Consider the following 21,605-nt stretch of genomic DNA (forward strand, 5'->3'; position numbering starts at 1 on the left):
GGGGTTTATTTCCATTTCTTCCTCTCCGCCGCAATGTGCTGTCTCCAGCTCATCCAACCATTAATCAGCGGCAGGCAGGTTCTGTACAGAAAGCTTCGCAACACCAATCCTCTATCACCCAAACGATTCGAGGCAACTATCATCAGGATAAATTCCAGCAAAAACCGAAATGCCCATATGCCCAGAATCCAAAACCGATAAGGTGATATAACCAGAAGAACCAGCAAGGCAACATCTGTCAAAATCCTGCTTACCATATCAAGCGATAAATAAAACCGCTGGGATACAGAAAATTTTCTTCTTAATAACAAATGTTTCTTTTTTAAGTTCATCCAGTCATAGTACATCAGCGGACCTGAAATACCCACAGAAGTGGCAGCACCGAAGGCCACTGCAGAATTCTTCTTACGCGATAATTTGTTGACGAACATTTCGTTTTCACCGAAAGGTGTATCCAGTTGAGCGGCAAATCCCCGCTTTTCAAGGAAATATTTCCGGCGATAAGCCAGGTTAATATTCGAAATAGGCATCGGTAATCCGAAAAACCACGCCGGACCGTATCGAAGTGCCAGCGTGAAATTCTCAATACGCGTCCACCATCTTCCATAACCGGAAGTACGCGAGTAATTAACGTATCCAAACACAATATCTTTTCCCGGTTCGAGATAAGCAGAATAGGCATCGAGCCAGCCTGAGCCGGGAACTACCACCTGCGGATCGAGGAAGATTAACCAATCGTTGGTGGCAGCCCGAATACCAACTGTCAACGCCAGCGCATTGGCAAAATCAGTTTCCTGTTTCACGATGGTTGTCTTCAACTGTAGATACTTGCTTTTCATTACCCTCAACACGGCATCCGTATGATCGGTCGAGCAATCGTCAACCACTATGACTTCGTAATTCGGGTAATTCTGTTCCAGCAGAGGCGGCAAAGTTTCCTTTAATTCTTCGGCATAGTTCCGGGAAGTAATAATCAGCGAAACCGAAGGCTTCTCTGACGAAGGTTGTTGCTTCTTTCGAAAGATCAATGAGGCGAGCGAAATCAGATAAACCAACTGAATAAGCGTTCCTATTGCCAAAACAGCCATTCCGATAAGTTCCACCAAACTAAATGTAAGATTATCTGTCAGCATTATTCTTTTGGTTTTCCGAGTCTCCCAAAAATAGATAATGACGGAGTATAATACCTACATATCGTTAATTTTTTTTCACATATCTCAATCATAAGGTCTCCGGGGATATTACACCATAATAATTATCTTTGTGCGTCACAATTTTTGGTAATGAAGTTCGAACTACAATATACACTGCAGGGAACCAAAGCCCGTGCGGGAAAACTTTATACTGCTCACGGCGAAATTGAAACGCCGATTTTTATGCCTGTCGGAACGGTTGGCTCGGTAAAAGGCGTCCATTTTCGGGATCTGAAAGATGATGTAAACGCCCAGATTATTCTGGGAAACACCTACCACCTGTATCTTCGTCCGGGCATGGATACCATTGAAAAAGCTGGAGGTTTGCACAAATTCAACGGCTGGGACGGTCCCATCCTGACTGATAGCGGCGGTTTCCAGGTTTTCTCGCTGGGCGATATTCGTAAACTATCGGAAGAAGGAGCCAAATTTCAGTCGCACATCGATGGTTCCCGACATATGTTTACGCCGGAAAATGTGGTTGATATTCAACGGACCATTGGTGCCGATATCATCATGGCTTTCGACGAATGCCCTCCGGGAGATTCGGATTTCGATTACGCCAAAAAGTCGCTGGAGCTTACCCAGCGTTGGCTGGAACGTTGCATCAAACGTTTCGATAAAACGGACCCCAAATATGGCTACGACCAAACGCTCTTCCCTATTGTTCAGGGTGGAATTTATCCGGAATTGAGAAGAAAAGCGGCTGAGCATGTCATCTCGTTTGAACGTGACGGTTATGCCATTGGCGGTCTTTCGGTAGGAGAAAAAGAGGAAGATATGTATTCGACCATTGAAGTCGTGAATGAAATTCTTCCGGAAGACAAACCCCGCTACCTGATGGGAGTCGGTACGCCGGTCAATATTCTGGAAGCCATTGACAGAGGCGTGGACATGTTCGATTGCGTGATGCCCACCCGGAACGGACGAAACGGAATGTTATTCACCAGCGAAGGCATTATCAACATCAAGAATAAGAAATGGGAGAACGACTTTTCACCGGTCGACCCGAATGGCACCTCGTTTGTTGATCATCATTACACGCGGGCTTATTTGCGGCACTTGTTCCAGGCAAAAGAAATGCTGGGTGCGCAAATCGGAAGTCTCCACAACCTGGCCTTCTACCTTTGGCTGGTTGGTGAAGCCCGTGAACAGATTAAGGCAGGAACATTCAAACAATGGAAGAATGTAATGGTGGAAAAAGTGAGTCGTCGTTTGTAGTTTACTATTAAATTCGCAGAAAATACGCTTAGTCGCATGCAGCTACTGTCAAAACCATATTTAAAAAAAATTGACGTATACATCATCAAAAAGTTTTTGGGTACCTTTTTCCTGGCAATTGCCCTGATTATTGGTATCTCGATTGTTTTTGACATCTCCGAGCACATCGACGAGTTTATCAGTCGCCATGCTCCGCTGCGCGCAATTGTTTTCGATTTTTACCTGAATTTCATTCCCTACTTTGCGAACCTGTTCAGTAGTCTGTTCACCTTCATCGCGGTTATTTATTTTACCTCGAAGATGGCTTACAACTCCGAAATTATTGCCATCCTCGCCAGTGGAGTAACATACAAACGATTGATGCGCCCCTATATGATCGGTGCAGGAATTATCGCTTTAATGTCGTGGACATTGGGAAATTTTGTCATTCCGCCAGCCAATACTATTCGTATCGATTTCACCAATAAATACCTGAAAGGAGAATACAATAACCAGGACCGAAACATCCACAGGCAGTTGGAACCGGGACTCTATATCTACATGCGGAACTACAACAATAAAAACGATGTAGGATATAAATTCTCTATCGAGAAATTCAAAGATCACAAACTGGTTTCGAAACTGATCTCCGATTATGTGAAGTGGGACCGCGACAAGAAAAAATGGGTGATTCACAACTACTACATTCGTGACCTGAGCGGACCGACAGAGAAAATCACATCGGGTGCGGTAATTGATACCACCCTCCGAATGAAACCGGAAGATTTTGGCCGGCAAAAGAACCTCGAAGAGACCATGAACTACTGGGAGTTGAATCATTACATCGAGGATTTGAAGTTGCGCGGTGTGGACAATGTCGTGCAGTACGAAATCGAAAAACATAAACGAACATCCGGACCATTTTCCACATTTATCCTCTCGATCATCGGTGCAGCACTCGCTTCGCGGAAAATCAGGGGTGGAATGGGACTCCACCTGGGTATCGGACTGTTACTCAGCTTTTCTTACATTATGTTCCTCCAGGTATCGACCGTTTTTGCCACCAAGGGAGGGATGGATCCGTTTATTGCGGTCTGGATACCCAACCTCCTGTATTCCATTATAGCTATCTTCTTATACAGGTGGGCATCCAAATAATCGAACAATAAAAACTGTTATTCAATTTTTTGATATCTAAATAGATAGAGATGTCATTTAATGTTGGCTCGTGCTCTTTCCCGGCATTTTTTTTATAATTTTGCCCCCCGAAGTAGATGAACTTTATAGGTGATCATCCTGGCTTTTCAAGATGATCTTGAATTTAAATCGTAACCTATGTCATTAAAAAGAAACATCCTGGACCTCCGTAAACGTAAGCAAGAGGTACAGTTGGGGGGTGGTGAAAAAGCCATCGAAAAACAAGTGGCCATGGGTAAAAAGACGGCCCGTGAGAGAATCATGTCTATTCTGGACGAAGATTCTTTCCACGAGTACGATCTTTTTGTTGAGCACACTGCTCGTGATTTCGACATGGACAAAAAGGTGTTGCACGGCGATGGTGTTATCATCGGGACAGGTACTATTTACAATCAACCTGTTTGTATTTATGCACAGGACTTCACCGTAGCCGGTGGTTCACTCGGTTTGATGCATGCCCGTAAAATCACCAAAATCATGGACCACGCCCTGAAAATGCGCGTTCCGATCATCGGTATCAACGACTCCGGTGGTGCCCGCATCCAGGAAGGTGTCAACTCGCTCGCCGGTTACGGTGAGATTTTCTACCGGAACACCAAAGCTTCCGGCGTTATTCCGCAGATTTCAGTTATCCTCGGCCCTTGCGCCGGTGGAGCCGTTTATTCTCCCGCTTTAACCGATTTCGTATTTGTAGTGGAAAACATCTCCAAGATGTTTATCACCGGACCAAGTGTTATCAAAACAGTGCTTGGCGAAGAAATCAGTATGGAGGAGCTTGGGGGAGCCCGGGTACACAGCGAAATTACCGGTAATGCCCATTTCTTTGCCGAAAGCGAGGATCAATGCTTCGACCAGATCAAAAGCCTGATTTCATTTATTCCGTGGAATAATACGCAGAAAGCACGGAAATTCCCGCCACAGGAACCAACCTCTTCACTCAATGTGGAAGAGATTGTGCCGTCCGATCCGAGGCGTCCGTATGACATCCGCGATATCATTCGCGCGGTAAGCGATAGTAGCGAGTTCCTCGAGATTATGGAGAATTTCGCTCGCAACATCGTTATCGGTTTTGGACGTATCAAAGGCGAGACTGTGGGTTTTGTGGCCAACCAGCCCAAATACCTGGCCGGGGTACTCGATTGCGACAGCTCCGATAAAGCCGCTCGTTTTATCCGCTATTGCGACTCATTTAACATCCCGATTGTCACTCTCGAAGACATGCCTGGTTACCTGCCTGGCGTCGATCAGGAACACGCTGGTGTCATTCGCCACGGAGCCAAACTGTTGTATGCTTATAGCGAAGCGACCGTTCCGAAAATCACCGTTATTCTGCGTAAAGCATATGGTGGAGGTTACATTGCAATGAACTCGCGCCACCTGGGTGCCGACTTTGTTTTCGCATGGCCAACTGCCGAGATTGCTGTGATGGGACCAGAAGGTGCTGCCAATATCGTCTTCCGTAAGGAAATTGCTGAAGCAGAAAATCCGGACGAAGTTCGGAAACAGAAAATCGAAGAGTACAAAGAGAAATTCGCCAACCCGTTTGTGGCCGCTGCCAAAGGCTACATCGACGAAGTAATTGAGCCGGCTGAAACCCGTGCCCGATTGATTCACTCGCTGTCACTTTCCGACAACAAAGTGGATGCCCGTCCGGCGAAGAAACATGGTATTCCTCCGTTCTAAAACGGGATTTTCTGTTAACCAAATCCTTTCAAAATGGAAGAAAGTACACCAAAATATCAAACCTTTGTGGTGAATAGTGCCAAATATAAAACACTCTACACAAAGAAGTTTGAAACTCGAAAAAAATGGGAACGCCCAAATCCGAATGAGATTCGTTCCTATATTCCGGGAACCGTCTTAAAGATGTGTGTAACCCCCGGACAAGAAGTAAAAGAAGGTGAATGCCTTCTGATTCTTGAAGCCATGAAAATGGAGAATAAAATCGAGATGCCCTTCGATGGAAAAATAAAAGAGATTCACGTCGAAGAAGGTGTCAGGATTGCCAAAGATGTTATCATGGTAACCATCGAATAAACAACAAAAGCTGCCTCAATCGGGGCAGCTTTTTATTTTTCCCTTCCGGGGAATAAATCCCCTTTCAAAATTCTTACCACTCACTTTCACAACGACAGATAAGTTTTCAGGCAAAAGCAGCCAATCCTATCGATAGCAAGGCATAACCAACATGTAGCAACACACGACTGACGCGAAGAAATCCATAACGGACCTGTAGCAACACGTCACGCACCTGAAGCAATGCACGACCGACCTGTAGCAACTCACGCCGGACGCGAAGCAACGCATCCGGAACGATTCGCAGCTGACCTCCCCTATAGACAAAAACTAGAATACTTCCGTCCAGAGAAAGCTCCCTTCCGGGAAATCGATATCACGCCACATAGGCTCAGCACGGAATAATCCGAAAACCGACGAACCACTCCCCGACATGGAGGTGTAAACGGCTCCCCGCTCCTTCAGCTTTTCTTTAACTGCTTCGATTTCGGGAAAACGCCTAAAAATTCCGGTTTCAAAATCGTTGACAACGCTTTCCTGCCAGTTATTGACCGACTGCCGGATGGCCTCTCTCAAACGAACTTCAGGTATCCCGGGATGAACTCCGGCATAGGCTTCCCTGGTTCCTACTTCAACCGGAGGTTTCACCAGCAACAGATGCCATCCCGCTAAACTCAGCGGAAGAGTCTCCAGCTTCTCTCCGATTCCGGACGCAAACGAGGGGATATTTTCAAGGAAGAAAGGGCAATCTGCACCAAGCCTTGCTGCATACGACATCAACGTCCCTGAGGCGATATTCAGCCCGAAAAAGTCATTCAGGCCTTTGAGCATAAAAGCAGCATCGGAGGAGCCACCGCCTAGACCTGCTCCAAACGGTATCGCTTTGTGCAGATGAATATCGACTCCCGGCAACGAGTAATCGGCCGCCAGCATTCGGTACGCTTTCACCACCAGGTTATTCTCCGCGGCACCACCAACTTCAATTCCACTATTGCTGAAACGAACTTCTCCGGCATGGTTCTCAATAAACTCCAAACCGTCTTGTAGTTTCAACGGATAGAATACGGTTTCCAGTTCGTGGTAACCGTCGTCCCGCTTTCGCAGAATATTCAGGCCGATGTTTATTTTGGCGTTAGGAAATACTATCATAGGTTAGCAAAATAAATCCGGGGAAGTTTCCCCGGATTTATGAGTTTATTCTTCCATATAACTTTCCAGTGGTTCGCAGGTACAAATCAGGTTCCGATCGCCATAAGCATCGTCAACCCGGCTGACTGGCACCCAGAATTTATTATCTCTTAGCCATTCGAGTGCATAGGCTGCCTTTTCACGAGAGTAGCTGTGCTTCCAGTCATCGGTCATCAATACTTCAGCTGTATGCGGTGCATTCTTCAGTACGTTATCATTTGCATCCGCTTTGCCTTCTTCAATCTCCTTAATCTCACTGAAGATACTGTTCATGGCTTCGACGAAACGATCGAGCTCTTCTTTCGATTCACTCTCTGTCGGTTCTACCATCAGTGTTCCGTGTACCGGAAATGAGAGCGTGGGCGCGTGGAATCCATAATCCATCAATCGCTTGGCAATATCGGCTTCGGTAACACCAGCCGAGGTCTTCAGGTGACGACATTCCAAAATCATTTCGTGTGCCACCCGACCTTTTTCGCCGGTATACAAAATACCGTAATTGTCTTTCAGCAGCGAAGCAATGTAATTGGCATTCAAAATAGCAATTTTGGTTGCCTGCGTCAGGCCGTCAGCCCCAAGCATTTTGATGTACCCGTACGTGATGGGCAACACCGAAGCACTTCCCCACGGAGCCGCTGAAACAGCATGCAAACCTACGTGTCCGTTATTCATCACCGGATGCGAAGGCAGGAATTCCACCAGATGCTTAGCTACACCAATCGGGCCAACACCGGGTCCACCTCCACCGTGCGGAATGGCGAAAGTTTTATGCAGGTTCAGGTGGCAAACATCGGCACCGATTCGCTTCGGATTGGTCAATCCAACCTGGGCGTTCATGTTGGCACCGTCCATGTACACCTGACCACCATTTTTGTGAATGATGTCGCACATTTCAACAATCGCCGACTCGAAAACTCCGTGCGTTGACGGGTAAGTGACCATAAAGGCCGACAGATTATCTTTGTATTCTTCAGCTTTCGCCCGAAGAGCTTCCAGATCAATATTACCTTTTTCATCGCAAGGAACTACCACCACTTTCATACCTGCCATCACTGCACTGGCCGGGTTGGTTCCATGTGCTGAAGAAGGAATCAACACCACATTACGATGACTTTCTCCACGACTTTTATGGTATTCACGAATCACCATCAAACCGGTGTATTCGCCTGCAGCACCCGAATTCGGCATCAGCGAAATATCATCGAAACCAGTAATTTCAGACAAATCGCGACGCAGTTCTTCCATCATTTCGTGGTAACCCATCGCCTGGTTTTTCGGCACAAACGGATGGATTCCGTTGAACTCAATCCAGCTTAGCGGAATCATTTCAGTAGCCGCATTCAGCTTCATGGTACACGAGCCCAGCGAAATCATGGAATGTACCAGCGAAATATCTTTTTTCTCTAACCGCTTGATGTAACGTGCCATCTCGGTTTCGGAGCGATACTTGTTGAAGACGTCCTGCCCCAGGTACTCCGATTTACGACTGTATTTCTTATCAATCTTCGAATTCTCAGGAATCTCCTCGATAACCGGAATCCGCTTGTTAGCTGCCTTCGCAAAAACTTCCAAAATCCAGTTAATGTCCTCCAGGTTGGTCGTTTCATCAATACTCAGGCCCACTTCACCTGATTCGAAATAACGGAAGTTCATCTCCAAATCAAGCGAAAGCCACTCAATATCTTCTTTCTTCACGTGTCGCGGAAGCGAAATACGAATGGTATCGAAGAAATTGGCATTTTCCTGCTTGTATCCAAGTTTGGTAATCTCATCTGCCAGCAAAACACCAATGCTGTGAGCTCTGTCGGCAATACCGCGAATGCCTTCCGGTCCGTGATAAACAGCATACATTCCGGCCATTGTCGCCAGCAGTGCCTGTGCTGTACAGATATTTGAAGTTGCGCGCTCACGCTTGATATGCTGCTCACGGGTCTGCAGCGCCATTCGCAAGGCCAGCTTTCCGGTAGCGTCTTTCGACACGCCGATAATGCGGCCAGGCATATAACGTTTGTAATCTTCCTTAATGGCAAAGAAAGCAGCAGAAGGTCCACCATATCCCATCGGAACTCCAAAACGTTGAGCGGAACCAAACACCACATCGGCATCCCATTCACCCGGAGGCGTAATCAAAGCCAACGCTAACAGATCGGACGCAACCGCAATTTTACAATCGTTGTCGTGCAGGCGGCTGGTGAAGTTGCTATAATCCTCGACTTCACCTTTCAAATTGGGATATTGCACGATGGCTCCAAACCAATTCTCTTCAATCTTATCGCGTGAAAAATCACCAACTTTCAATTCAATTCCCAGCGGCTCGGCACGGGTTTGCAACACATCGAGAGTTTGCGGCCAGACGTTTTCATCGACGAAACAAACATTCGCTCCGGCTTTCTGCTTTCCACGACTACGGGTAGCATACATCATCGACATGGCTTCCGCGGCAGCGGTAGCTTCATCGAGTAATGAAGCATTCGCCAAATCCATGGCTGTCATTTCACAAACCATTGTCTGGAAATTCAACAATGCTTCGAGACGTCCCTGCGAAACTTCTGCCTGGTAAGGCGTATAGGAAGTGTACCAAACCGGGTTTTCGAGAATATTGCGCTGAATAACTGCCGGGGTTATTGTGTCGTAGTACCCCATTCCGATGTAGGTATTGAAGACCTTATTTTTGGCAGCCAGTTTTCTTATTTTTTTGAAATAAGCCCGTTCGGTCAAACCGTTGGGCAAATTCAACGATTCTTCCAAACGAATATTGGACGGAACAGTCTGATCGATCAGCTCGTCCATTGATTTTACGCCGATAACCCGAAGCATCTCGTCTAAGTCATGCTCGCGGGGTCCTATATGGCGGTTGACAAATTTATCGATTGCCATCGCTAGTCAATTTTAGTTTATTATATCCCGACACAATTTTAAGGTCTTCCGTAATAGGAAAACATGATATTTTTCCTTAATCCCAAACCGTTTTTACTGCAGAAAAGGATTGTTTTTTATTTCGTCTCCAATCGTTGTTTCCGGTCCGTGTCCGGGAAACACTTTCGTGGCCGGATCAAGTCCCAGTAATTTCGATTTGATGCCAGTGATCAACGCTTCGTGCTCCCCTCCCGGAAGGTCAGTTCGACCGACAGAACCATAAAAGAGGATATCACCAGCAATCAATATTTTCTCTTTTGCATTGTGAAATGCCACGCCGCCCGGCGAATGTCCCGGAACATGGATGACTTTCAACGTAGTGTTTCCAAACGTTATTTCATCACCTTCTTCGAAGAATTTGGCTGGTTTCGGAGGCTGGTGCATCGCAATGCCAAACATTCCTCCCTGCTCTTTCGCATTCGAGACCAGTGAATTGTCGTCTTTATGCATTTCCACTTCCAAATCCCACTGACGTGCAGCAAAACCGTTCCCAATCACGTGATCGAAATGGCCATGAGTATTCAGTAGTTTGACCGGCTTTAATTCTTTTTCCTCAATGAAACCAGCAAGAGCTGCTTCTTCAGCAGGCTTCGAACACCCCGCATCAATTATGGCACACTCACCTGTTTCATCCCATACCACATAGGTATTTACCGCTACCGGATTAAATGTAAACTTTCGAATTTCCATCATAGCTTTCTTGTATTATCCTGATTTTCCGCCAACGAGCGGGACAAAAATAAAACCTCCTTTATCTTCTGTTCTGTACTCCGTTTCCGACACCCTCACCACCAGCTTCATTTCCTGGTGATGCTGTGAGCCTACCGGAATTACCATACGTCCGCCGACCTTTAATTGTTCCAGCAGAGCTTCCGGAATATAGGGAGCTCCGGCCGTAACAATTATCTTGTCAAATGGACCATAGGTTGGCAGTCCGGCATAACCGTCTCCGTGAAAAAACATCGGTTCGTAGCCGATGGAGGGTAACAATGCTCTTACCTTTTCGTAGAGCTCCCGATGACGTTCGATGGTAAAAACCGTAGCTCCCATCTCACAAAGTACGGCGGCCTGGTAACCCGAACCGGTACCGACCTCTAACACCTTGTCGAATTTTTTCACTTCGAGCAACTGCGTTTGAAAAGCGACCGTATATGGCTGCGAAATAGTTTGCCCCTTACCTATCGGGAATGCTTTATCCCGGTAGGCAAACTGCACAAAGCTGCTGTCCATGAACAGATGGCGAGGTACATTACCGATGGATTCCAACACATTGGCATCCGTTATTCCTTTCGATTGAATCTCGCTAACCAGCTTTCGTCGCAGACCACGATGTCGGTAATTATCTTCCAAGGGGCGTTTGCTTTTCAAATTCGCCAACAAAAATACCTTTCAATTGTGGGTTTTTCAACAAAAATGGTTGATAAATAAGACCGCCAAGGGATTCTTCCATACACTTAGCCTATGTACATTTGTGTATATGCTGAAACCCGGAATTATTTTACCCCCCCAATCAACGAAACACCTTATCGGGAAATTACCTGATAAGAAGAAATTACACTGGTATGTTTTTGATAATCATCAAAAGTGGGATGCCAGTGAACATGCCCATTTCAGCCTATATGAGAGCGACGTAATCCCGCTGATCTCCGATGTTCTGTTCGTTCTCGATCCGGAATTCTGCCATTTTGAATACCTGACCTTCGCCATTCGGAACTCATGTCACCTCTTTATCGAAACAATCGACCAGCTGACGATAACACAACAGCAGCAGTTAATCGAACTGGCCCACGAAGCCGGCACCCAAATTGTCGTGCGAGCCGACCAGTTGTACTTACCACTGACGAAGCAGTTGTTCCAGCTCAACCAGTTTCCCCGAATGGTAAAAAGCGAATACGCCTCGACCCGGTCGAACGAAGATCTTTCTACTCACATCCGCTGCTTCATCCGGATTATTTTGAAATTAAATCCAACCGAAATAACCGAAATGGCGGTAGCCGGAGGTAACTTTTTATCGATATCGACAGACTTTGTCGATATCCATCTGGATTTCGCCGATGGAATGGTGGCGTCAATGAATTTTAGCAACCTCGCCTCTGCCGAATCATCCCGGCTGCTTGTTTTCCGTAACGGCGGCCTGATGGATGCTAATTTTTCGGCCAATCACCTGGAACTAATTCCCGAAAACCGAACCTTTTCTTTTTCCGGGTCAGATGCCAACGAACTTCTGATTCAGCAAATCGATAACTTCCTGGTAAGCATTGACAACATGGACTTTTCGACTCACTCACTGGAGGAAGAGAAAGAAGTTGTTTTTCTGCTCGACCGGATAAAAGAGCAACTCAGGCTCAAATCCGTTTCCATCTAGTCAAATTTTGTATTCATTTGCATAAGTTTTTTTAAATCCAGGCGTTTTGTAATTTGAAAGCCCGAAATTCACAAAACCAATAGAAACCTAACCTCATCACTCAAATGAAAAGGAGAAAGTTCCTTGCCAGTTATATTGTCTCTGACTATTTAGCCGCTCTGTGCGCCTGGATATTATTTTACTTGTACCGGAAACATTATGCCGAGGCTTTAATCTTCGGGCAAAACCATACCATCGATTTTACCCGCCAGTTTTATCTAGGAATTATTTTAATTCCACTCTTCTGGCTCGGCCTGTATACCATTTCGGGATTTTACAACGATGTACTGCGAAAGTCGCGCCTGCTGGAGTTGGGACAAACTATCTTTTCGGCAATACTGGGCTCACTTTTCATCTTTTTTATGTTTCTGCTCGACGACTATATCCCCGACTATACTTTCTACTACAAGCATATTCTGGCACTACTGGGAATTCAATTTGTACTTACATATGTTCCCCGTTTGAGCATTTCCACCATCATGGTACACCAGTTCAAAACCGGACGTATCGGCTTCCCAACCTTGATTATAGGGACCAACGAAGTTGCTCACCGTATTACCCGTGAGTTGGAATCGCAACCTGTCCCTACCGGGAATCAAGTGGTGGGATACGTTGCAACAGATGAGGAAGACGACGAAACTGAAGTGCCACAAGAACAAGTTTTGGGACACTTAGATGATATCCCGAAAATCATCAGTCAACACAAAATCGAAGAGGTCATTATTGCCACCGAATCGTCGGACCATAAAAAACTGAACGACATCATTAACCGGTTGGCGGGTCGGAACATCATCATTCGCGGTATCCCCGATATTTATGACATTCTTTCGGGAGCAGTAAAGATGACGACGGTTTATTCCAGTCCCTTGATTCAGATTTCAAATGGAATTATGCCGGCCTGGCAGATGAACATCAAGCGTTTGCTCGACATTTTTATTTCGATTATTGGACTGATTGTTTTATCTCCATTATCCCTTGGCTGTATCATTGGTGTGAGGTTCTCATCGCCGGGCCCTATTCTTTACCGGCAGGAACGCATCGGACGCTATGGGAAACCGTTTATCATGTACAAATTCCGAAGCATGTACAATGATGCAGAGAAAAACGGACCCGACTTATCCAGCCACAACGATGAACGAATAACTCCGTTTGGCCGGTTCCTCCGAAAATCGCATGCCGATGAAATACCTCAATTTGTCAATGTGTTGAAAGGTGAGATGTCTGTGGTTGGTCCCCGTCCTGAGCGCGCTTTTTATATCAGGAAGATTGAGGAATCGGCCCCCCATTATCGCCATTTGTTACGCATTCGTCCGGGAATTACCAGCTGGGGACAGGTGAAATACGGGTACGCAGAAAATGTGACACAGATGATTGAACGCCTGCAATACGACCTCATTTATTTGCGAAACATGAGTTTGTATGTAGATTTCAAAATCATCATCTACACAGCCATTAATATTCTGCAAGGAAGAGGGAAATAAAAGACTTCAGCCTTTCAGACTGAATTTCTGGATCGGGCGGTAAACGGGGCCGGCAGGTTTCAGTATACTTTCGTAGAAAACCACTTCATTTACGACTATTCGGTGAAAAACTACCTCTCGATAATCATCGAGTATTTTCTTCAAATTTTCCGCCTCTTTGAGCCATTTAACACGACCTAGTGTGAGGTGTGGACGAAAAGCCCGCTCTTCCCCCTCAAAACCGGCTCCCTGTACCAGCAGTCCTGTTTCTACAGCGAGTTCCGACAGGGCTTCATTTCCCTCCAGGCCTATCCACAAAACCTTGGGATTTTCTGTTGAACCAAACTTTCCGAATCCTTTCAGCACCACGTCGAAAGGTGTCCTTTGATTAAATATGCCGGGGGCTTCTTTCAGAATTTTCCCAATTTGTTCTTTTGTAGTATTTCCCAGGAAGCGCAACGTTAAATGCATTGTCTCCGGATTTACCCAGTTTATTCTGCTTTTACTCAATTTCCCATGCAGCTCGCGTATGAACGTCAGCAACTTCTCTTCAGGACGGATATGTATGGCGATGAATGTACGTTTGCTCATATCGTTCCCTGGTTGATTTGTTGCACGATATTTTCAATCATCCAATCTTCCCCGTAAGGGTTATAACGAACCTTCAGATCGTTACCAAATATCCGGGCCACCGTCTGCCAGAAAAATGCGGTAAAACCGCCTCGGAACTCCTTGATAATTTGATACGACGAATGCCCTGTTTCACGGTCAATCAGCTTCATGAGAACTCTCCCTTCCGAAATTTTCATATGTTTTATCTCATCGCCGTATTCATTCATCAAATCTTCCTGCACCTGCTTGATATATTTTTTCCGCTGCCGGTCAGTCTTTAATGTGACATACACCTTGTTGTACTCCTCAAGCTTCTTAGCAGCCAATTTAGCCATCGGGTAAACCTTCTTCACAATTAGCACCATCCGGTTATAGCGCCGTTGCTGCCTACGGTAATACCTCCTGCTATGTGGCTTAATCTGAATCGGATCGAGTACCACATGAGGAATGGAATCGACTCTTCCGGCAAGTGAATCCGGCAACTCAGGAGGTACTAAAACCACCTGACTGTGTCCGGCTACCCCAATGAACAGAAAAACGAAAATGTACAACCACTTTTTCAACTCATCCTCCTTCTTTACCGTATAAAAATAACAATCAACAAAAGAAAATGACACAATAAAAGACATTGCTAAACATATTTCCCACAAAATTCAGTCCACTCATATTAATTATATTTGTCTCACATTAATACAAATGACAAGACAATATTTATATAAAGTCAATGAAAAAATTTAACGTAAATGTCAGCTCGGAAATCGGGCAATTAGAGGGAGTTATTTTACACACTCCCGGGCAGGAGGTAGAAAACATGACTCCACAAAATGCCGAGCGTGCCCTTTACAGTGACATACTAAATTTATCGGTTGCAAGACAGGAATATGCTCAGTTAAAGGGCGTTTTGGAAAAGGTTGCGACCACCTTTGAAGTAAGAGATTTGCTGACTCAAACCCTTCAAAATTCGCATGCAAAAGAGCGAATTATCAATCGCATCTGCGAACGTGAAGATGCTTTTTGCGAAATATCAGCTTTGTATGACCTCCCGGAAGAAGAGTTGGCCCGGCAGTTGATTGAAGGTTCTATTTTAAAACGCGATAACCTGACTAAATTTCTGAGCAAAGAGCGCTTCGCCCTTCGCCCGCTACACAACTTTTTATTCACGCGCGATGCTTCAATGACTGTCTATGACGAGGTTTTGATTGGGAAAATGGCGAGCCCCGTGCGCGACCGCGAAGCCTTAATTATGGAGGCAATCTTCAAAGATCATCCGCTCTTCGGAGTGAAGACCATCAACCCAATCGTTCCCATTAAAAACATTCCATCGAGTCCGTTGGCCAGCATCGAAGGCGGTGACGTGGAAATTGCCAGAGACGATGTAATACTGATCGGAACGGGTGTTCGTACGACTTCGCAAGGAATTGATTATTTGATTGAATCCATCAAAGAGAAGAAAACATCCGCCAAGCATATCATTGTCCAGGAATTGCCACATACGCCTGAATCATTCATACACCTCGATATGACTTTTACATTCCTGAACAAGGATGAAGTAATGGTTTATGAGCCCCTGATTCTTGGAAACAATAAATACCAGACCATTCACATTACCATCGATAACGGCGAGGTAACCAGCATCAAACTGCACGAAGACCTACTACAGGCGTTGAAAGAAGTGGGCATGGATATGAAACCGATTCAGTGCGGGGGAACCAAGGATGACTGGACGATGGAACGGGAACAATGGCACAGCGGAGCAAACTTCTTCTCCATTGCACCCGGGAAAGTAATTGGTTACGAACGAAATAACTACACCATTGAGGAGATGAGCAAGAACGGTTACGACATCATTAAAGCTCAGGATATCATCGAAAACAAAGCAGATATTCATGCATCGCAGAAAGCGGTCATTACCATTGCGGGTTCGGAACTGAGCCGGGGCGGAGGCGGTGCCCGATGTATGACGATGCCTGTGGGACGGAAAAAAGTAGATTGGTAGATGACGAGAAAGCTGAAAACAAATGAACTGGGGAGATTATCTGTCGATGAGTTTAAAGAGGCGGATAAGCTCCCGGTAACTGTTGTTTTAGACAATATCAGGAGCGGAAACAATGTGGGCTCGGTATTTCGCACCTCGGATGCTCTTCGTATTGAAAGAATCATTCTTTGCGGAATTACAGCCACGCCGCCAAACAAAGAGATTCATAAAACAGCTATAGGTGCTGAAAAATCAATCGATTGGGAATACTTTAAGCACACCGAAGAGGCTGTTCAAAAACTAAAAGATGAAGGCTATAGAATTGCCGGAGTGGAACAAGTGGAGAACAGCACTTTATTGCCTGATTTTAAAGCGAATGCTGACACTCCATTAGCTCTTGTTTTCGGCAATGAGGTAAAAGGTGTACAACAACAAATCATCGACATGTGCGATGAAAACATAGAAATCCCACAATACGGGACCAAGCACTCACTCAATATCTCGGTGAGCGCAGGTATCGTATTATGGGATATCTGCAATAAAATGCGTCGGTAAATAAAATAATATACCGAACATATACAACAATCTCAGGGTGGATTCATTGTGCACTAAGCACGATAATCCACTTTTTTCTTTGAAAGAAATAAAGGTTTTACCAGAGTAGAATTGTAAAAATGCAGATACAGAAATTCTATTCCGAAGTAGTTTTCACACTACTCCGGAATAGTTTCTGAAATATTTTCAGTTGAGTCTTACTCTACGATTGACTTGAACTGCTCGTCGTTGAAGTACTTCGAGAATTCGAGATCAACCTTCGCGATATCTTTGTACTTGGCATCTTTGCTAACGGCAGCTTTCAGGCTATCGTATAACAAAGTTGTCTTGGCAGTGCGTGCACCGATGATAGCTTTCAGATAATCAGCCAGTGCGGTCTCACTCTTCAGGTTGTTCAATGTGCGGAGTGCTCCGTTGTTATCGCCGGTAAGCATCTGAGCAAGAGCTTTGTTGACACAAGTTCCATCACCGAAGTACTTAACCGCAGCATCATAGTCACCTTTCAGAATACTTACTGTACCCAGGTTGTAGTTCACTTCCTGACCGGCACCGCTAGCTGCGCTGAAGAGTTCCTGAGCTTTGTCCAGATCTCCGTTCACCAGTGCTACTCCACCTAGGTTGTTCTGAATGATTGGGTTCTTCGGATCCAGCTGGTCTGCCTTTTCGAAGTTCGACTGAGCGTCGCTGGTGTTACCCTGATTCATTTCAACAACACCGAGGTCGTTGAATCCACGCCAATCTTCCGGGAACTGACGAGTGAAGCTGGTGTAAATTGCTTTCTGCTTGTTTAGGTCTTCAGTAAGAGAAGCAGCATAAAGCAATTCTGCCTGGTTGAGTTTAGAAGGATCGGTGTCTGCCAGATTGGCTATTTCTTCATCGGTCTTGCCAATCAAATCAACACTGGCAATAATTTTTGAACGACGCAGTTTCGGAAGAATTGTTTTTGCAATTTCCTGGAACGGACCAGTCAGGTTGCGAATCTCACGCTCGCGAACTTCCGGGTCCTGGTACATTGAAAGTACACGCAAAATCATTTCTTTATCCTGGATATTGGATTTCTGCATCAATTCTTTGAAACCTTCCCAGTCTTCCGGAGTGTATTTTCCGGTAACTTCAGTTTCAACTTTATCTTTTTTCAGTTTTCTGTCAACAACTTTGGTAGCTGAACCTTCACGTTTTTCAGCCAACTTGGTGTTGAACTTCTCAGGTCCGTCCGGAGAAGCATAAGCTGAAACCTCAACGCCTTTCAGATCTTTGCGATCTGCTTCAAATGCGTCTTTAATATACTGGTTCAACTTATCCATATCTTCCTTCTTCAACTGAGAACCGCGAACATATGAACTGTTGATGAGATACATCAAATCTGCTTTGTACTGATCGGGTACGACACGCTGAAATTTATCGATTGTCGGGTCATAAACACCAGTAGTATTCTTTTCTTTCTGAATACCTACGATTGAAGCGGGCTGGTCTTTAACCAAAGTAGATGTTGCAATTACACCGTCAGCAATCTTAACCGGATCGAAATCCAAAGTCTGGTCTCCTTGTGAAGCGGTGATGCGAACAACCAAATCAGATTTACGCATTCCATCTACATAAGGTACGCTACCTTTATATGAGAAAGTTCCACCGTTGTTGTAGCTAATCACTTTGTTGTTAGCTTCAACCTTTTCTCCCTGCAATTTGTAAGGAGCATACGCTTTTTCTCCGCCCTGATAAGTCAGAACTGGAGTAGCTGTAATGGTAGCTTTCTTATTAAAGTACTTTTCAGGAATACGACCCTGAATCTCAACATCAACGTTACCACCTTTTGCTACAAGCACTTCAGGAGTAACCGTGTAGTTGATCTTATCGGCATTCTTCTTCATTTTCTGCAGACTGGCACAGCTTGACAGCATCATCGCGCCAACGAAGAACACAGCAACAGCCTTAAAATTGATTTTCTTCATGATGAACCTTTATTAATTTTCAAAACCAATTGTTCGACACTTTTCACAAAAGTAAAATCTTTTGTTAATTAAGAAAAGCTTTAGAACGTTTTTTTATTATTGAATCTAATTATAATATCACTCTGTTTACCCCCAAATTATAGGACTTATGAAAAATAACATCAATTAGTTTTTCATAATCAGCCTGGCTCTCCACGAAATCAATATTCCGGGTATCAATAATAACAATCGGGAAGTCATTTTGCTGACGGAAAAAGCGAAAATATCCTTCACTAATTTTTTTGAGATATTTTTCGTCGATTTCCTGCTCGTAATCCCGTCCTCTCTTCCTGATATTTTCAATCAGACGATTCTCAGGAAGATGAAGATACACATACAAGTCAGGCTTGGGGTGTTTATCATATATGATTTCAAAGAACTTACGATACAACTGATACTCATCTTCGGCGAGTGTATTCTGAGCGAAAATCAGCGATTTCATAAAAAAGTAATCGGCCACCGTCAACTGGTGAAAAAGATCGCGATCAGAAAGCTCCCGCTTCAACTGATTATATCGTTCGGCCAGGAAGGATAACTCAAGAGGGAAAGAATACCGCTCCTGATCCTGATAGAATTTCGGCAGAAACGGATTATCTGCAAACTTCTCGAGAATCAGTTTAGCCTGGAAATCCTGACTTATCCGATTTGATAATGAGGTCTTTCCCGACCCTATATTACCTTCTATGACCAAAAAACTTATATTCATACAAAACCGGGGTAAAAATTCCGGGAAAGATATCCAATAATTTGCGAAGGGTCAATTAAATTTTGGCTCAACCCCCATTTCGTAAAACACAAATGACCAGATATCGGTGTACTCGTCTATTATCTTCGACGTTGGTTTTCCACCTCCGTGTCCCGCTTTGGTCTCAATGCGAACCAACGTTGGATTTTTACCATCGTTATACTCCTGCATCCGCGCCATATATTTAAAGGTATGCGCCGGCACTACCCGATCGTCATGATCAGCTGTCAACGCGAGAATCGCCGGATAGTGTCCTCCTTTCTTGATATTATGATACGGAGAGTAAGCATACAGGTACTTGAACATCTTCTCGCTATCGCTGCTGGTACCATAATCACCGGCCCACGACCAGCCAATGGTAAACTTATTATAACGCAGCATGTCCATCACTCCCACCTGCGGAATCGCAACGCGGAATAAATCAGGTCGCTGATTAATGACAGCGCCAACGAGTAAGCCGCCATTCGATCCCCCCATCAAAGCCAGATGGTTGGTATCGGTGTATTTCTTTTCGACCAGATATTCCGCTGCGGCGATACAATCGTCAAATACATTTTGTTTATGCATTTTGGTGCCGGCTTCATGCCATGTTTCGCCATATTCTCCTCCTCCTCGCAAATTCGCGACAGCATAAACACCGCCTTGCTCCAGAAACACCATTCGTGCCGGAGAGAAATACGGCGTCAGGCTAATATTGAATCCACCGTACCCGTATAACAGCGCAGGATTCGTTCCATCGAGTTTCGTTCCCTTCTTCATGAAAATGAACATAGGAACCTTGGTTCCGTCCTTGCTGGCGTAAAACACCTGCCGGGTTTCAAATTCTTTCGGGTTGAATTTCAACTCAGGCTGCCTGAATACTTTCGACTCGCCTGTTGCCACATCGTATTGATAGATGGTATTCGGCATCGTCCATGATTCAAACGTGTAGAAAGCTTCATTATCGTTCTTCTCGCCAATCAGCACCGATGCACTTCCCATTTCTGGCAACTCGATGTTCCCGGTTAGTTTTCCGTCGGGCTGGAACAATTGCAGAACGGTATGGGCATCTTTCATATAGGAAGCGCATATTTTGCCTCCAACGACCGATGCATTGCTTAACACATCGTCCGATTCAGGGATAATTTCCTTCCAGTTAGTTTCCTCCGGATGTTTTGGGTCTACCGCAACTAACCGGTATCGAGGTGCTTTGTAATTGGTCAACACCAGTAGCTGCCCATCCACATCATCTATAACCTGGAACTCTTTGTCAAACGAAGTATAAACCGGCTTCCACTTTCCATTCCTTTCATTATTCATCCTCACATAAAGCGAGTTACCAATAGACGCCTCGTACTCGGTGAGATATTGAATTTTTTCGTCTCTCGTTACACTTACATCTGATAGCCGTTTGGGATGCTCCGGCGTATCGTATACCATTTTATCATCCGACTGAGGTGTGCCGACCTTATGATAATACACCTTATGATACTCGTTGGACTGACTCAACTCGTCACCCGCCTTAGGTTTATCGTACCTGGAATAGTAAAAACCATCACCATCCCATCCAATGCCAGAAAACTTAATCCACTGCAAATGATCAGACAACTTCTCTCCGGTATTGATATCCAAAACATACCCTTCATTCCAATCGGAACCTGAGCGGGCCACAAAATAGGCGAGATACTTTCCGTCGTTGGAAACACGTGCAACACTAAGCGCTACTGTTCCGTCATCAGACAGTTTATTTGGGTCAAGTAATACCCTCGGTTCAGCATTTAAATTATCCTGAACATAGAGTACACTTTGATTCTGCAATCCATCATTCTTGTAATAAAAATACTTACCTGCCCTTTTGAAAGGAGCCGAATATTTGGGATAATTCCAGAGGTTGGTCAGTTGCTTTCGAATATTATCCCGGTAGGGAATTTTGGCGAGAAAAGCATTGGTTACTTTGTTCTCTGCTTTTACCCATTGGGCTGTCTCTTCTGAATTATCATCTTCCAGCCAACGATATGGGTCACTTACTTTATGACCAAAGTAATCATCAACAACATTGTCTTTGTGCGCCACAGGATATTTGATTTTCTGATTGTTCGTACAGGAAAAGGCAAAAAAAGCCAGACCTGCGAGTAGTATGGTCCCTTTCACAAGTTAAGTATTAAGTTTAATTACTA

19 protein-coding genes are annotated in these 21,605 nt (G+C 44.9%); 8 read left to right on the forward strand and 11 right to left on the reverse strand.

The window, feature by feature from the left end:
- Nucleotides 1–5: 5 nt before the first annotated feature.
- Entirely contained in the window at nt 6–1,133 is a 1,128-nt protein-coding gene (locus tag GJU87_RS15785) for a glycosyltransferase (protein ID WP_153640368.1), read from the reverse strand.
- 150 nt (nt 1,134–1,283) lie between these two features.
- Here GJU87_RS15785 and tgt point away from each other — a divergent pair, with 150 nt between their 5' ends.
- The 4 genes from tgt (at nt 1,284) to GJU87_RS15805 (ending at nt 5,627) form a co-directional block, all read left to right on the forward strand.
- Nucleotides 1,284–2,414, forward strand: a complete 1,131-nt coding sequence (gene tgt / locus GJU87_RS15790) for a tRNA guanosine(34) transglycosylase Tgt (protein ID WP_153640369.1) — start codon at nt 1,284–1,286, stop codon at nt 2,412–2,414.
- 36 nt (nt 2,415–2,450) lie between these two features.
- A complete protein-coding gene (locus GJU87_RS15795; RefSeq protein WP_153640370.1) occupies nt 2,451–3,551 on the forward strand; it encodes an LptF/LptG family permease in 1,101 nt (366 codons plus the stop codon).
- Between the two features lie 177 nt (nt 3,552–3,728).
- Nucleotides 3,729–5,273 (forward strand): acyl-CoA carboxylase subunit beta, encoded by a 1,545-nt coding sequence (locus tag GJU87_RS15800; protein ID WP_153640371.1) that lies wholly within the window; start codon nt 3,729–3,731, stop codon nt 5,271–5,273.
- Between the two features lie 33 nt (nt 5,274–5,306).
- Complete coding sequence (locus tag GJU87_RS15805) at nt 5,307–5,627, forward strand: biotin/lipoyl-containing protein (RefSeq protein WP_153640372.1); 321 nt, start codon at nt 5,307–5,309, stop codon at nt 5,625–5,627.
- 106 nt (nt 5,628–5,733) lie between these two features.
- On the opposite strand, the gene GJU87_RS15810 is transcribed toward GJU87_RS15805, so the two are convergent.
- The 5 genes from GJU87_RS15810 to GJU87_RS15830 form a co-directional block, all read right to left on the reverse strand.
- A complete protein-coding gene (locus GJU87_RS15810) occupies nt 5,734–5,892 on the reverse strand; it encodes a hypothetical protein (protein WP_153640373.1) in 159 nt (52 codons plus the stop codon).
- A 44-nt stretch (nt 5,893–5,936) separates the two neighbouring features.
- Nucleotides 5,937–6,755: a 4-(cytidine 5'-diphospho)-2-C-methyl-D-erythritol kinase gene (gene ispE, locus GJU87_RS15815; protein WP_153640374.1), complete on the reverse strand. Its 819-nt coding sequence runs from the start codon at nt 6,753–6,755 to the stop codon at nt 5,937–5,939.
- Nucleotides 6,756–6,800: 45 nt separating this feature from the next.
- Entirely contained in the window at nt 6,801–9,671 is a 2,871-nt protein-coding gene (gene gcvP / locus GJU87_RS15820; RefSeq protein ID WP_153640375.1) for an aminomethyl-transferring glycine dehydrogenase, read from the reverse strand.
- 93 nt (nt 9,672–9,764) lie between these two features.
- Nucleotides 9,765–10,403: an MBL fold metallo-hydrolase gene (locus GJU87_RS15825; protein WP_153640376.1), complete on the reverse strand. Its 639-nt coding sequence runs from the start codon at nt 10,401–10,403 to the stop codon at nt 9,765–9,767.
- A 12-nt stretch (nt 10,404–10,415) separates the two neighbouring features.
- Complete coding sequence (locus GJU87_RS15830; RefSeq protein WP_153640377.1) at nt 10,416–11,060, reverse strand: protein-L-isoaspartate(D-aspartate) O-methyltransferase; 645 nt, start codon at nt 11,058–11,060, stop codon at nt 10,416–10,418.
- A 127-nt stretch (nt 11,061–11,187) separates the two neighbouring features.
- On the opposite strand from GJU87_RS15830, the gene GJU87_RS15835 reads away from it, so the two are divergent.
- Together GJU87_RS15835 and GJU87_RS15840 are read left to right on the forward strand one after the other, a co-directional pair.
- A complete protein-coding gene (locus tag GJU87_RS15835; protein WP_153640378.1) occupies nt 11,188–12,075 on the forward strand; it encodes a hypothetical protein in 888 nt (295 codons plus the stop codon).
- Nucleotides 12,076–12,179: 104 nt separating this feature from the next.
- Complete coding sequence (locus GJU87_RS15840; protein ID WP_153640379.1) at nt 12,180–13,595, forward strand: sugar transferase; 1,416 nt, start codon at nt 12,180–12,182, stop codon at nt 13,593–13,595.
- 6 nt (nt 13,596–13,601) lie between these two features.
- Here GJU87_RS15840 and thpR read toward each other — a convergent pair whose 3' ends face one another.
- Together thpR and GJU87_RS15850 are read right to left on the reverse strand one after the other, a co-directional pair.
- On the reverse strand, nt 13,602–14,165 hold the full coding sequence (thpR, locus tag GJU87_RS15845) for an RNA 2',3'-cyclic phosphodiesterase (RefSeq protein WP_153640380.1): 564 nt from the start codon (nt 14,163–14,165) through the stop codon (nt 13,602–13,604).
- Nucleotides 14,162–14,815: a DUF4294 domain-containing protein gene (locus GJU87_RS15850; RefSeq protein WP_153640381.1), complete on the reverse strand. Its 654-nt coding sequence runs from the start codon at nt 14,813–14,815 to the stop codon at nt 14,162–14,164. The genes thpR and GJU87_RS15850 overlap by 4 nt, the downstream gene beginning before the upstream one ends.
- 95 nt (nt 14,816–14,910) lie before the next feature.
- On the opposite strand from GJU87_RS15850, the gene GJU87_RS15855 reads away from it, so the two are divergent.
- Together GJU87_RS15855 and GJU87_RS15860 are read left to right on the forward strand one after the other, a co-directional pair.
- A complete protein-coding gene (locus tag GJU87_RS15855) occupies nt 14,911–16,182 on the forward strand; it encodes an arginine deiminase family protein (RefSeq protein WP_153640382.1) in 1,272 nt (423 codons plus the stop codon).
- Nucleotides 16,183–16,716: an RNA methyltransferase gene (locus GJU87_RS15860; protein ID WP_153640383.1), complete on the forward strand. Its 534-nt coding sequence runs from the start codon at nt 16,183–16,185 to the stop codon at nt 16,714–16,716.
- A 197-nt stretch (nt 16,717–16,913) separates the two neighbouring features.
- On the opposite strand, the gene GJU87_RS15865 is transcribed toward GJU87_RS15860, so the two are convergent.
- From GJU87_RS15865 to GJU87_RS15875, 3 genes are all read right to left on the reverse strand, one after another.
- Nucleotides 16,914–18,665 carry a tetratricopeptide repeat protein gene (locus GJU87_RS15865; RefSeq protein WP_153640384.1) on the reverse strand — a complete coding sequence of 584 codons (1,752 nt, stop codon included), beginning with the start codon at nt 18,663–18,665 and terminating at the stop codon, nt 16,914–16,916.
- 109 nt (nt 18,666–18,774) lie between these two features.
- A complete protein-coding gene (locus GJU87_RS15870; protein WP_153640385.1) occupies nt 18,775–19,410 on the reverse strand; it encodes a deoxynucleoside kinase in 636 nt (211 codons plus the stop codon).
- A gap of 51 nt (nt 19,411–19,461) precedes the next feature.
- Nucleotides 19,462–21,579 (reverse strand): prolyl oligopeptidase family protein, encoded by a 2,118-nt coding sequence (locus GJU87_RS15875; RefSeq protein WP_153640386.1) that lies wholly within the window; start codon nt 21,577–21,579, stop codon nt 19,462–19,464.
- Nucleotides 21,580–21,605: the final 26 nt, after the last annotated feature.

The organism is Prolixibacter sp. NT017, assembly GCF_009617875.1.
Lineage (GTDB): Bacteria > Bacteroidota > Bacteroidia > Bacteroidales > Prolixibacteraceae > Prolixibacter.